Origin of the sequence: Flavobacterium sp. LS1R10 (genome assembly GCF_003968825.1) — a bacterium.
Classification (GTDB): domain Bacteria; phylum Bacteroidota; class Bacteroidia; order Flavobacteriales; family Flavobacteriaceae; genus Flavobacterium.
On the sequence record NZ_RYDH01000002.1, the window covers coordinates 16,085 to 30,065 of the forward strand.

The 13,981-nt window shown below is 31.4% G+C and carries 13 protein-coding genes; 4 read left to right on the forward strand and 9 right to left on the reverse strand.

The window, feature by feature from the left end; genetic code table 11:
- Positions 1–5: 5 nt before the first annotated feature.
- The 5 genes from EKL96_RS05220 to mnmE form a co-directional block, all read right to left on the reverse strand.
- On the reverse strand, positions 6–1,220 hold the full coding sequence (locus EKL96_RS05220) for a primase-helicase family protein (RefSeq protein WP_126459147.1): 1,215 nt from the start codon (positions 1,218–1,220) through the stop codon (positions 6–8).
- 89 nt (positions 1,221–1,309) lie between these two features.
- Positions 1,310–1,597: a helix-turn-helix transcriptional regulator gene (locus EKL96_RS05225; protein ID WP_126459150.1), complete on the reverse strand. Its 288-nt coding sequence runs from the start codon at positions 1,595–1,597 to the stop codon at positions 1,310–1,312.
- Between the two features lie 95 nt (positions 1,598–1,692).
- Positions 1,693–2,424, reverse strand: coding sequence for a hypothetical protein (locus tag EKL96_RS05230; RefSeq protein ID WP_126459153.1), 732 nt, complete (start codon positions 2,422–2,424; stop codon positions 1,693–1,695).
- A 4-nt stretch (positions 2,425–2,428) separates the two neighbouring features.
- Positions 2,429–3,556: a tyrosine-type recombinase/integrase gene (locus tag EKL96_RS05235; RefSeq protein ID WP_126459156.1), complete on the reverse strand. Its 1,128-nt coding sequence runs from the start codon at positions 3,554–3,556 to the stop codon at positions 2,429–2,431.
- 149 nt (positions 3,557–3,705) lie between these two features.
- Positions 3,706–5,094, reverse strand: coding sequence for a tRNA uridine-5-carboxymethylaminomethyl(34) synthesis GTPase MnmE (gene mnmE / locus EKL96_RS05240; RefSeq protein WP_126459159.1), 1,389 nt, complete (start codon positions 5,092–5,094; stop codon positions 3,706–3,708).
- 177 nt (positions 5,095–5,271) lie between these two features.
- Here mnmE and EKL96_RS05245 point away from each other — a divergent pair, with 177 nt between their 5' ends.
- The 4 genes from EKL96_RS05245 (at position 5,272) to EKL96_RS05260 (ending at position 9,878) form a co-directional block, all read left to right on the forward strand.
- Positions 5,272–6,102, forward strand: a complete 831-nt coding sequence (locus tag EKL96_RS05245) for a universal stress protein (protein WP_126459162.1) — start codon at positions 5,272–5,274, stop codon at positions 6,100–6,102.
- A 74-nt stretch (positions 6,103–6,176) separates the two neighbouring features.
- The gene (locus EKL96_RS05250) at positions 6,177–7,010 is read left to right on the forward strand and encodes a universal stress protein (RefSeq protein ID WP_126459165.1); all 834 of its coding nucleotides are present in this window, start codon (positions 6,177–6,179) and stop codon (positions 7,008–7,010) included.
- A 116-nt stretch (positions 7,011–7,126) separates the two neighbouring features.
- Positions 7,127–8,899, forward strand: a complete 1,773-nt coding sequence (locus tag EKL96_RS05255; RefSeq protein WP_126459168.1) for a MutS-related protein — start codon at positions 7,127–7,129, stop codon at positions 8,897–8,899.
- An 88-nt stretch (positions 8,900–8,987) separates the two neighbouring features.
- Positions 8,988–9,878 (forward strand): hypothetical protein, encoded by an 891-nt coding sequence (locus EKL96_RS05260; protein ID WP_126459171.1) that lies wholly within the window; start codon positions 8,988–8,990, stop codon positions 9,876–9,878.
- 81 nt (positions 9,879–9,959) lie between these two features.
- On the opposite strand, the gene dnaN is transcribed toward EKL96_RS05260, so the two are convergent.
- The 4 genes from dnaN to EKL96_RS05280 form a co-directional block, all read right to left on the reverse strand.
- Positions 9,960–11,078 (reverse strand): DNA polymerase III subunit beta, encoded by a 1,119-nt coding sequence (dnaN, locus tag EKL96_RS05265; RefSeq protein ID WP_126459175.1) that lies wholly within the window; start codon positions 11,076–11,078, stop codon positions 9,960–9,962.
- 103 nt (positions 11,079–11,181) lie between these two features.
- Positions 11,182–12,867, reverse strand: coding sequence for a gliding motility-associated ABC transporter substrate-binding protein GldG (gene gldG / locus EKL96_RS05270; protein ID WP_126459178.1), 1,686 nt, complete (start codon positions 12,865–12,867; stop codon positions 11,182–11,184).
- On the reverse strand, positions 12,867–13,592 hold the full coding sequence (gene gldF / locus EKL96_RS05275; RefSeq protein ID WP_126459181.1) for a gliding motility-associated ABC transporter permease subunit GldF: 726 nt from the start codon (positions 13,590–13,592) through the stop codon (positions 12,867–12,869). The genes gldG and gldF overlap by 1 nt, the downstream gene beginning before the upstream one ends.
- Positions 13,593–13,660: 68 nt before the next feature.
- A complete protein-coding gene (locus tag EKL96_RS05280) occupies positions 13,661–13,957 on the reverse strand; it encodes a putative quinol monooxygenase (protein WP_126459184.1) in 297 nt (98 codons plus the stop codon).
- Positions 13,958–13,981 lie beyond the last annotated feature (24 nt).

Below are 13,981 nucleotides of genomic sequence, written 5' to 3' on the forward strand. Positions count from 1 at the left end.
TTGGTTTAATCTTGTGTTGTCATCAATTCATCACTAAAATCAGATAAAAAATCTCTGGTTATCGAGTAATAACGTCCTTTGGTTAAATTTTGGTAGAAATCTAAATCATTAGTGATGCTTATTTTTTGATATTGATTTGAATTTTTAGCTTGCTCTAATTTCCAATTTTTACGAATAATTTTTTTTATTTCAGCAGCATCATATTTGATCCTAAACTTGTTTAAAATATTCAATAAATCAGAAAAACTGAAATCTAGAATTTCAATATCTAAACTTTCCATTGTATTCAGTAAAACATTAGCTATTTCTTTTTCCAATTGATTCGAATTATGTTTTACTAACTTTAATAAAGCCTTAGTTTTAATTTGTTCAGGAGTAAACCACATTCGGGATTGATTTTCGGTGGATAATTTTCTATTTGTTAGAAAATGTAGAAATGCAGGAATTTCGTCTGTTAGTTTTTTCAAGAAATTAACATCCTCTTTTTTGTAACGATTCACTTTTATGATCCAAAATCGAATTTCATCAGCATCAATTTTAATAAATGATGTTTCATTATTGGAGCAAAGAATAAATTTCCCAAAAAAGGAAGCTTCTTTTTTGTCTTTTCCTTTGGCTTCTGTTTTATGTGTATTAGTCGTAGAAAGGTATTTTATACGTTCTGTGAGTTCATCAGTCTTAAACAAAACTTCATCAATACAAATCAATAGTTTTGAACTCCAGTCGGAGTTAAAGTTTGAAGTAAAGTCACTATTGGTTAAAAAAGTCAAGTTATATTCATAGATTTCTTTTAGCCACTTTAGGAAGGTTGATTTCCCGGTTGATCTTTCTTTGCTAATTAAACATAAAATGGGTAAGATTTGGGTTGGTTTTAAATAAAGCAACTGCAAATAGTCAATTCCTAAATCTAGCTGTTCGCCAAAAATATGGGATAAAAAAGCTAATGTATTGGTAATATCGCCTTCTGAGGGCGATTTGCTTATTTGATGATAGGTGTTGTAGTAATCTTGGACTCTTTTCTTAAAGTGTTCAGGACGATTTTCAGGAATACAAATAAAGCCATCAAATCTTTCAATTTCTGAAAGGACATTTTTACCGTGATCTTGTCTTATGAATTCTGCTGACCAAATAACTAAAATTTCAATAAAATCACCTGAAGGTAAAGGATATAAGGATTTCTTAAAATAGGTAGTTCCTATTCTTAAATACATGTTTTTCATTATACAATATGGTTTTTATTGTATCTTTGTCAGACACAACATGGTTAGAGTTAAAATAAAGCGTTACAATTCGGCGGAATTGAACGCTTTTATTTTTTTACAGCATTTGTATAATTGATCGCCTCTTTTTCGATTTGAGAAACCGATTTTGACTTGTTTTGTAATAACCATTCGTCAATCTCTGATTTAGTAAAAAAGAGAGTTCTATTGTTGGGTTTAGAATAGGGGAGTATATTATTATGCACTAATTTATAGACATAACTTTTTGAGAACCCTGTGTAGTTTACAACATCATCAACAGTGAAGATTTGTTTTGTTGTCCCAATTATAAGTTTCTCTAATTGGGTTAATTTTTGAATAATTGCATTGCTTTCCATAAGTGATAGTTTTTATCGTTATGGTGGTAAAAGTCACTAAAGGAAAAGCTGTAAAGGTTAATAAGTTATGATTATCAACCTTAAATTTTAAAATATTAACCTAAAAATATCAATTCAATTAATTCTTTCTTTTTGGCTCCATTTAAGTTTTTACTTTTTGAAGAGCTAATTGAAGCTGGTGTAGCTGTTTCACTTTTTATAATAAATATTTTTAGAAATTTTGGCATAGTTAATTTCTGGCATTTACCCTTAAATAACTTATGAAACTCTTTCGTTTGAATATTGTCCATATGTAATTTAAAAATTGGTTCTTTTGGCAAAATACCTTCGCTTAGTGTTTTTACAAAAAGATTTTTATCTATAATACTCTCATTATCTTTTAATACTTCTATGAAGTCATATTCAACTAATTTATCAAATATTTTTTCAAGCTTTGCAAGGGTGTATTTATTTTCAAAATCTTGCGTGCAGTTGTTCTGTGGATCACTTTTAATAGAAGAAAATAAACTGCTTTTAGTTCTTTCTGCAGATCCCGTTCTTTGAAGTAAATATATTGAGATTGTCAACAGTATTAGTATTGTCATATATAAAATTGCCAAATACAATTCATTTGAAGACGTCAGTAATATGCTGCCTAAATAGGTGCTTAAACAAAAAAATGCTAAAAATGAAGCTGCAATTATTCTATCATAATTAGAATTCCAAGTAATTTTTTTATTTTGAAAATATTGTATGATTAACGGATAATAATATCTCAAAATTAAACCTAGTTGTACTAAAATATTAATTAAAATTGATATAACAATAATGTAGCTTATAATTTTCATTCTTTTAATTATTAATGTTAGGGATTAAATTAGCTGCTTCTTTCATCTTAGAATCAATGATTTTAGCATAAATTTCGGTTGTTTTTAATTCTCTATGACCAAGCCTTTTTGAAACGGTGTAGATGTCAGCTCCATTTTCTAAAAGTAATACAGCATTGGTATGCCTAGCACTATGAAATGTAATATGTTTTGTAATTCCGGCTTTCATACACCATCTTAATATTTCAGCATTAAAATGAGCTCCATATTTCAAGCCTTTAAAAACCCTCTCGGATGGGCTTTCTCTTTCTCCGAGTAGTTTCCTCGCTTCATCTGAAATATATAAATATTCTACACCATCCGTTTTTTCTTGTCTAAAATTTACGCGGCTAATATCTCCTTCGTCTCTTACTTCTTTCCAAACAAGTGTATTTATATCAGACCATCTTAAGCCAACTAAACAGGAAAAAATAAAGGCTCGTTTTAGGACATCATATTTACAAGTGGCTTTGTTCATGGCTACTAACTCATTGTAAGTTAGGTACTCTCTTTGACTTTCTCCTTGCTCAAATCCTTTTACTTTTTTGACAGGATTCATTGTAAGATAGCCATCTTCAAAAGCGGCTCTTATTGCAGCTTTGAATTTATTATAATAAGAATATTTTGAGTTTTGAGCTAATGGAAGATCGCTTTTAGTTCTAGCGTCTTTGTCAAGATAATTTCGGTACGCTTTTACGAATTCTTCATCAACTTCATCAAAAGTTGTATTTGGATTACAGAATCGCTTAAGATGAAGAAAAGAAGCGGTCCAATTCCCATAATTTTTAGGCGAATCAACTCGTTCCTCGGCTTGATTACTATAATATTCTAGAAATAAGGTTTTAGATTTTGTATTGTTTTTGATGTCAAATTTGCCTTGAAAGTATTCGGCTTTTCTGATTGATAATATCTGTTCGCTTAAAGTATCAATTTCCTTATTCTCCTTCTTTTCACTTGCAATTTTTGGATCTTGATGTGGATATAATTTTAGATACTCAAAGTCTCTCAAATGAATGCGTTTGCCGGCTGCATTAACAGTTGATCCTTTGTAGTATTCAAGATATAAACTATATCTGCCATTTTGCAATTTCTTCTTCTTTAAACTAATTATCATAAGGTGTACATTTTTACACCTTATTTTTGATAAGGTGTACATGAAGTGTAACAAATGTATAAATTAAAGATAATATAAGAAAGTAAAAATACTCCTAAATCAATGGGAGTCAACTAATAGAAAGCAAAGTAAAGTTAAAGAAAGTGCTTTTATTTCCCGATGCAGAAATTAGCAAAAATATTCCCTAACAATTCGTCATTAGTTACTTGTCCCGTAATCATTCCAAATTGGTACAAAGCTTCCTTAATATCTAATGCCATCAAATCGGAGGACAAGTTCGTTTCAAGACCAAATTTTACTTTTTGTATTTCATCTAACGCTTTTAATAAGGAATCGTAATGTCTGGTATTCGTTACAATTGTTTCATTATTTCGTAATGCTCCGGTATTGACAAATGAAAGTAATTGATTTTTTAAATCCTCAACGCCTAGTTTCTCTTTTGCAGAAATCAGTAAGATTTCAGGAATTTCTGATTTCAAATTTCCTATTTCACTTTCTTCTAATTTATCGGCTTTGTTACCAATGATTACAAGAGGTTTCAACGGAAACTGGTTTTTAATTTTTTCCAGTTCCACTTTTAACTTTAAACCAGAAACTTTAAACTCGGAACTGTCAAATAGAAAAACGACAACTTGCGCTTGTTCAATTTTTTCAAAAGTCTTACGAATCCCGATGCTTTCTACCACATCTTCCGTTTCCCGAATTCCAGCCGTATCAATGAATCGAAAACCAATGCCGCCAATCACTAACTCATCTTCAATGGTATCACGTGTCGTTCCCGCAATTTCCGAAACAATGGCGCGCTCTTCATTCAATAAAGCATTCAAAAGTGTCGATTTACCTACATTGGGTTCGCCCACAATAGCTACAGGAATTCCGTTTTTAATCACATTTCCTACGGCAAATGAATCGATTAATCGTTTTAGGACAAATTCGATTCGGTTCAGTAATTCATGAAATTGGGTTCGGTCAGCAAATTCTACATCTTCTTCGGCAAAGTCCAATTCGAGTTCGATTAGTGATGCAAAATTCAAGAGTTCTTCTCTTAATTTTGCTATTTCATTAGAGAAACCGCCACGCATTTGCTGCATTGCAATTTGGTGTGAAGCTTCATTATCTGATGAAATTAAATCGGCAACAGCTTCTGCTTGGGACAAATCCAGTTTTCCGTTTAGAAATGCTCTCAACGTAAATTCGCCAGGATCTGCCATTCGACAGCCTTTTCGAAGCAATAATTGAATAATTTGTTGTTGTATATAAGTAGAACCGTGACAGGAAATTTCGATCGTGTTTTCGCCAGTATAGGAATTTGGTCCTTTAAAAATGGAGACCAGGACTTCATCCAAAGTTTTGGAACCATCCATTATATGCCCTAAATGTAACGTATGCGTTTTTTGGGTTGTTAATTCTTTGTTTTTGATGGATTTAAAAACAGAATTTCCAATAGCAATGGCATCTTGTCCGGAAATCCGAATTACGGCTATAGCACCCGCTCCCGAAGGAGTTGCCAGTGCCACTATGGAATCGTGAGGTATCATATTTAAAGTCAATTTGGTGTAAAAGTAAGTAAATTTGACATGGCTACAAGTCTCTTGTACTAAACCATTAAGGTTATTTTTTGTTAAAAATTAGCCAAAGTGATAATTATCATACTATTTTGTTTTTTGTTTTGTAAATTTATATAAATAATTAATTTGCAATAAATTAACTATAGTATGAAGAAAATCTTATTTCCTACCGACTTTTCGGAAGTGTCTAAAAATGCGTTTATCTATGCATTGAAATTGGCAGAATCTATTAATGCTGAAATAGTTACAATGCATGTGTACCAATTTTCACAAGCCAATTATGTTAATGTTTCTAAGTATTTACATGAAATTTATGAGGTTACAGAACTCAGTAATTTTGAAAATTATAAAGATGAAGTGCCACTTTTAAGAAAAATTGCGGAAGCAAATAATTTAGGTCATATCAAAATAAGCCATGTTTTGATTTTGGGAAATTTGGTTCCCGAAATTAAAAAAATAACCGAGAATGAAAATTTTGATTTCGTAGTTATGGGTACTAAAGGCGCCACTGGTATAAAGGAAACTTTTTTCGGTACGATAGCCACAAAAGTAATGAATGATGTCAAAGCATTAGTTTTGGCAATACCGGAGCATTGTACATATCATCCTATTGAAAAAATACTGTTCATTACGCAATATAAATTGGAGGACACAGGGTCTTTTGTAAGAGTTCTGTCTTTGTCCAAAATATTTCAAGCACATATTGATTGCCTGCGTGTCGAGTCTCCGCATCATGAAGTTAAAGAGGACAGTAGAGAAGATTGGAAGGTATTAGTAGAAAATAATGGAGTTACATTTTACTCCATTAAAGGAGAAGATGTAGAAGGAATTATTTTAAATTTTATCGATTTGCATAAAATTAATTTGATTGCAATGCATGTGTATCACAGAAATTTCTTTGAGAAACTTTTCGAAATTAGTCTTTCAAAAAAATTAGCATTTCATATCAATGTACCCATTCTTGCTATTCATGAATAAAAATATTCTGATTTGACTACGTAAAGACACCAATAATTTATTTTAGTAAATCAATTATTTTAATAAAAGATAAAATGAAAAAAATTCTATTTCCAACCGACTTTTCTGAAGTGGCTACTAATGCTTTTGTACATGCTTTAGAATTTGCAAAAATAGTTCAGGGCGAACTCGTTTTATTGCACACCTTTGAATTGCCCATTTATGACAATCAGTTTTTTCCCGAAAATTACGCCGTCATTTATGATTCCTTGGCCTTAGCTCAATTTGATATGTTTAAAGATGAAATCCCAAAATTGCGCGCCATAGCCGATGAGCGGCATTTGGACAAAATAAAAATGTCTCATAGGCTCATGGATGGGAATTTGCTTTATAATATTAAAAAATCAATTAAAGAAGATAAAATAGATTTTGTGATCATGGGTACTTCAGGAGCTACAGGATGGGAAGCTTTTTTTATGGGTACCAATACAGGTGCTGTTATTTCTGGAATAGATATTCCTATGTTGTGTGTTCCGTTAGAAGCAAAATTCAAAAAAACAGAAATTATTGGATTTACAACCCGTTTTAGAACTAAAGATAAAAAAGCATTGAAAATGGTGTTAGATATCGCTAAAAAAACGAAAGCTAAAGTAAAATGCTTGTATGTAAAAACTAGTGATTCCGATGTTTCAAATGATACAGTAACTGCTTGGGAGCAAGAATTTATTAATGAACCCGTTGAGTTTTTTGTGATCAATAGTGACGAAGTCAAAGAAACAATTCTGGATTTTATAATGTACAAAGAAATTGATGTACTGACTATGCTTACGTATAAAAGAGGTTTTTTTGAAGGGATTTTCAAACCTAGTTTAACAAAAAAAATAGCTACGAATTTTGATATCCCAATTTTAGCGATTCCTATTGATTGATTCAGTTTTAATTCAATTGAAATCTTGAATTCTATATAGTGCGGCATCGCCATTGCCTTTTAATTTAGCCTTCAAAGTAATCTATTTCGTTATATTTGCAATTCATTAATTGAATTATGGAAATATACAAAGCAAAAAAGATACGCTTTTCAACAGCATTGACAGCAATCAATAAAAAGTACAATAGTATAAGTATTTTAAGACTTCTTTCTATTGTACTTTTTTTGGTTTCTATTTATTACTACATCAAAAACAGCGAAATTATTTTCATAATTGCCGCCATTTTTCTTTTTGGACTATTCGTAGTATTTATGCGCATTCATTCTAAATTAGTTTTCGAAAAACATGTCAATCAAGCCTTACTTGATATTAATGAAAATGAAATTTCCTACCTGGAAAGAAATAAAATCCCTTTTGAAAACGGACAGGAATTCAATGATTTTCACCATCCGTATGCCTATGATTTAGATATTTTTGGCGAGCATTCTTTGTTCCAAAACTTGAATAGAATCGCTACTTTTATTGGTAAAAAAACATTCGCAAACCAGCTTTTATCAATTTTGCCCAATGAAGAGATTCTTAGAAATCATCAAGCGGTAAAAGAATTAACCAAAAAATTAGACTGGCGTCAGGAATTTTTGGCTTTCGCCAAAATAAGCAATGACAATCAATCGAATTATGAGACTCTGCTCAAGTGGTGTACATTTAATAGTACGCCCTTGGCTAAAATGAGTGTTTTCATTTCTTATTTTTCACCACTTCTTTTTCTGGGAGTTTTGATTGCCTATTTAGTAACTTCGACTACTGTTTTTGCTTCCGTTTTATCGTATTTATTTGTATTTAATTTAATTGTTTTGGGTCGGTTTATGAAGCGTATCCAGGCAGAAATTGCTAATTCTACGAATATAGATAAAACCATTCATCAATATAGTTTACTGTTGCAAAAAATAGAAAATGAATCTTTTCAGTCGAAAAAATTAATCGATTTACAGCAAAAATTAATGTTCAAAAAAGAAAATGCCAGCGTGCATTTGAAACAGTTAGCCGGTTTGTTTTCTAATATGGACAGTATCTCAAATTTTGTTACGGCTATCGTATTCAATGGAACGTTCCTTTTTAATTTACATGTTTTAAAATCATTAATTCAATGGAAAAAAGATCATGCCCAAGCTTTAGAAAATTGGTTGGAAGTTATTGGTGAATTCGAAATGTTGAACAGTTTGGCCAATTTTTCGTATAACAATCCGGAGTTTGTATATCCAACATTAAACAGCAATTTCGAAATAGATTTCAAGGATTTAAGCCATCCTTTATTAAATGAAAAAACTAGAATAGGAAATGACGTGCGTTTTCATCCCGAATCGTTTATGATTTTAACGGGTTCTAATATGTCTGGTAAAAGTACTTTTCTAAGAAGTTTAGGAATCAATATGGTTTTGTCAGGAATAGGTTCGCCGGTTTGTGCTCGTCAGGCTAGTGTACATCCGTTACCCGTTTTAGTTTCCATGCGATTATCTGATTCGTTGTCCGATAGCGAATCGTATTTCTTTGCCGAAATCAAACGCTTAAAGCAGATTATGGACGAATTGGAAAATAGACCGGCATTTGTTTTATTGGACGAAATATTACGTGGTACCAATTCAGATGATAAACGCAACGGAACAATTGAAGTGGTCAAAAAAGTAATTGGTAAGAAAGCCGTTGGAGCTATTGCAACGCACGATATCGAAGTTTGCCTGACAACCAATGAATATCCAAATATATTAACCAACAAATGTTTTGAAGTAGAGATTATCAATGATGAACTCCATTTTGATTACAAACTTCGGGACGGAATTTGTAAAAATAGAAGTGCTACTTTCCTGATGAAGAAAATGGGAGTGATTTAAAAATCCATTTTTCTAAAAAAATATTAAAAAAAATAAAATGAATTAATTTAAATTATTACTTTCATAATTCAAAAGAAAAATAAAATTTATGAAAAAAAATATATGTGTATTTTTGTTATTTGCCTTCACCTCGGCAATTTTTTCTCAGCACAATCAGTTGAATTTGCATAGTAAAGTTATTTACATGGAATACAAAAATTATAAATCATTGAAAAAAAGTGGTAATAAAGTTATAGATTCAATTGGTTTTAATATTGTCAAGAGTGATACATTAATCATTATTAATGGATATGATGAGAAAGGAGTAAAAGTTTTGTATGAAGAAAAAGATTCTATATTTTTAGAACGCTATAAACAATTAGTTTTCAATAAAAAATATCAAAAAAAAGAAGAGAGATTAAAACCAAGAATGAAAATTTGGAAAGATGAAGTAAAAATTTATTTTGACAAATCAGTTAGCCAATATAATAGTAAAAAGCTTAGTAAATTTATTCATTATCTTGATAACGAAATTGATTCACTAAAAATTACAGTGGTAAAAGATAAAGAAAAATCAAACTATTTAATTTATTCTATAGACGATACCAATGATGTCAATTTAGATATAAGAATTAAAGGGAATGACGGATATTATCTTTTATGGAATAACAAACAAAATATTTATAGTTGCTCATTAAAAATTAACGCAAAAAAAAATCTAAATGAAGAGCAGATATTAACTACTTTGAAAGTTAATTTTATACGATCTTTAGGTTATTTTTATCAAGAACTAGATTATTCAGATTGCAATAGTTACTTTTCAATTTGTAAATCAGATAAAAAAGAATTTGGAACGAAAGATCTTGAAATTCTAAAATATCATTATTCTTATGGAATTTGTAAAGGAACTAATTTAGAAACATTTGAAAAAAATCATAAAGATGCGAAAGAATCAATAAAAAAAGGAAATACAAAGTTTTATTTTATTCATAGTGAATAAGCAAAAAAACCGTCTCGTAATTAATCGAGACGGTTTTTTAAATATAAAAATGGTTTGGTTAATAGCGTATTTTAAATTGAATTAACTGTTCAACATTACTGGCATTACAAGCATCGTTACCGTTTCACCTTCTTCTAATCCATCAACAGGAGTTAGAATTCCGGCTCTGTTTGGCAATGACATTTCAAGCATAATCATATCCGATTGTAAGTTAGTCAACATTTCAGTTAAGAAACGAGAATTATACCCTATTTGCATATCATCACCTTGATAATCACAAGTCAATCTTTCTTCGGCTTTGTTTGAATAGTCAATATCTTCAGCAGAAACATTCAATTCAGCACCTGCTATTTTCAAACGGATCTGGTGTGTAGTTTTATTCGAAAAGATAGCAACACGACGTACAGAACTCAAAAATTGAGAACGGTCAATCATTAATTTATTCGGATTTTCTTTTGGAATTACTGCTTCGTAATTTGGATATTTTCCATCAATCAAACGACACATTAAAACATAATTATCAAAAGAAAAAGTAGCATTCGAATCGTTATATTCAATTTTTACTTCAGCATCCGAAGTACCAAGAATATTTTTTAAGATATTCAAAGGTTTTTTTGGCATGATGAAATCAGCCACCTGAGAGGCGGTTACATCGGTACGCGCATATTTTACTAATTTGTGTGCATCAGTTGCAACAAATGTCAATCCTTGTGGCGAAAACTGAAAAAATACACCAGACATTACCGGACGTAAATCATCGTTTCCGGCCGCAAATATAGTTTTACTTATAGCAGTTGCCAAAACATCAGCAGGAACAAGCGTTACAGATGGGTCGTCTAAGTTAACCGATTTTGGAAATTCATTTCCAGGAGCATAAGCCAAAGCATATTTACCAGAATTAGAACTGATTTCTATCGTACTGTTTTCTTCAACTGTAAAAGTTAAGGGTTGTTCAGGGAACGTTTTAAGGATTTCCAAAAGTAATTTTGCAGGCACAGCAACGCTTCCTTTACTTTCTGAATCAATTCCTAAAGTAGCAGACATGGTTGTCTCTAAATCAGAAGCAGAAACTGTTAGCACATTATGGTCTAAATCAAATAAAAAATTATCTAAAATAGGCAAAGTATTACTGCTGTTGATAACGTTACCTAAAACCTGTAATTGCTTCAATAAGTACGAACTCGATACTATAAATTTCATCTGTTTTGTTTTATTTTTTAAGGTATTTCTCTAAATTCGAAATACGTTACATTTTACAAATATATCGTAAACTATTCTAGTTTCGAAACTTTTTTATTAACATCTATTTGCTGTATTTTCTTTTTCGAAGAAAAGTAAATAAGATCCCAAAAAGTACCAAAATAAGAATTGGAAGCCCGATAGTTAGGATTTGTGTTCGGGTATAGTTTTCATAAACTTTTTCTTTATCCAACAAAGGTAAATCAAGATCTTTGCTTCGAATGTTAATAAGTCCCGTATCATCGAGTAAATAATTCACGCAATTTATCAGGAAATCTTTATTATCATACAAATTTCCAGACCTTTGGTCATAACCCAATTCTACGGGTTGAAAGTTTTTATCCAATTGGTTTTTTATCAAATCTCCATCCGAAATCACAATCATTTTGTTCTCTTTTCCTGTCGTTTGAAATGTTTTTTGTTTAAATGGTAACACTCGATTTTCAAACATAGAACGAAACGAACCTTCCAATAAAACAGAAAGCGGAATCTTTCCTTTGTTCAAGTAATCATTTGGCGAAGTTTCTTCGGCAACACTATTCAGGTTGATCTCTGTTGGAGTTCCTATTTTTTTCGAATATTGAGACGATTCCAACAGAATAGTTTTCTTAATTCCATTTTTCAAAGTATCGATTGGATTCGCAAAATCAAATTTGATTCCTCCTAAATTTTTAACTATCGGATGTACACTATTTGGATACACTTGTGGCGCAAACTTCCAGTTGAATTCCTGAAATTGTGTCGCACTTCCTTGTTCTCCAGTGGCTAGTTTTATGGGGCTTCCCTGTTCGTCTTTTACTAAATCAGGATTGATTCGGATGCCGTATTTAAAGAACATATCATTTAAATTTAGATCTCTTGGATACGCTAAAGTAGCTCCTGAAGCATTGTACAAACTGTCCATTTCAGCCGTAACTTGGTCAATCAACCATAATGTTTTTCCCCCGTTGATGATAAATTGATCCAAAACTTGTTTCTCCGCATCGGTAAACGTTTCAGTTGGTTTAGCGATAACTGCCAAGTCATATTTTTCTAAAGCTTCTAAACTTCCAATCGGATTTTTGGCAACCGAATCTAAAGTAAAAGGACCAATATGGTAACTTTCGCGCACTTGCAAAAGAAATTTAGCCATCATGATATCTTGCAATTCACCGTTTCCTTTGATAACAGCAATTTTCTTTTGTTTGGCTTTGGTAATTTTATTCAATCCTTCAGCAATAGAATATTCCAAATGCTGAACAGATCCAATGACTTTTTGGGTAGTTGTAGCTCCCATAATATTTTTCAACAAGGGGATATTAACTTCTTTATTGTCATAAACGGCTGTGGCCCACGGGAAAACCATCGCTTGAGATTGCTTTCCTTTATCGTCAACGGTTATGTTTATTGGCGTAAGCCCTTTTCGATACAAGTCTTTAATATTGTCCATGCTGGCGTCATCATTCTCCAATGGATCTACGAATTCAAAAACAATATTGGAGTTATAGGCCTGAAATTCTTCCAGTAATTGTTTTGTTTCTTGTTGTAAACGCTTGAATTCAGCCGGTAAATCACCTTGCATATATACTTTTATAGACAACGGATTTTGGACTTGCTTTACGATAGTCAAAGAAGTAGGAGAAAGAGTATATCTGTTGTCTTTTGTTAAATCAAAACGATGAAAAAAGGAATTTCCTATGACATTCGCAAGAACTACAAGGACAAGGACAATCAATACTGATTTTAGGTTGTTTTTCTTAGAAGTAGTCATTACGATTTGAAAGATTTTAGATTATAAACAGTAAATGAAAGAAAGACAACGGTTATACTGGTAAAATAAAGAATATCTCTGGTATCTAATACGCCTCGGCTCATGCTTTTGAAATGATCTTGCATTCCTAATGACGCGATTATGGAAGATACATTTGGAACAACAGCAGCTAACCCTTCAAACCCAAAATAGAAGAAAAAACATAAAAATACGGCAATAATAAATGCCACAATCTGGTTATCCGACAATGTTGAAGTGAATATCCCAATGGCAGAATAGGCTGCAATTAAGAATAATAATCCAAAATAAGAACCAATTGTGCTTCCCATATCAATATTGCCTTCCGGCATTCCTAAACTCGAAATAACGGCTACATAGATGAAGGTTGGAATAATTGCCATGACAATTAAAAGTAAAGCACCAAGAAATTTTCCGTTTACAATTTGCCAAATACTCAATGGCTTCGTCAGCAATAATTCTATTGTTCCTTGTTTTTTTTCATCCGAAAAACTGCGCATGGTTACTGCAGGAATCAAGAATATCAAAATCCATGGCGCTAAGGTAAAAAACGGAGTCAAATCAGCAAATCCGGTATTCAAAATATTATAATCTCCTTCGAAAACCCAAAGAAACAATCCATTAATAATTAAAAAAATGGCAATAACTAAGTAGCCGATGGGCGAACCGAAAAAGGATTTTATCTCTCGTAAAACTATTGATTTCATGTTTTATTTTTTGTTTAAAGTTTAAAGTTTTTTTAGTTTAACGTTGCTCAACTTTAAACTAAAAAACTTTAAACCAAAGTAACTAATTTATCCACGCTCCACGCTTCTGGTTTGTCGTTGAATAATTTCTTGGTGAATGTCCAAACATCGTAAAAAAGTTCGGAATTTCGGTAATTTTCTAAATCGGCTTCGGTTTCCCAATAACTATAGGTAAAGAAAATGCTTTTGTTGTTTTTGTCCTGATACAATTCTAAGAAACGATTACCGGGCGCATTTCGTATTTTATCTTTCATTAATTCAAAATTTTCTAAAAAAGCAGGAATATTTTCCTCGTGAAAACTCAATTTTACTATTCGTACAAACATTTAGATTTATGATTTTAGATTAAA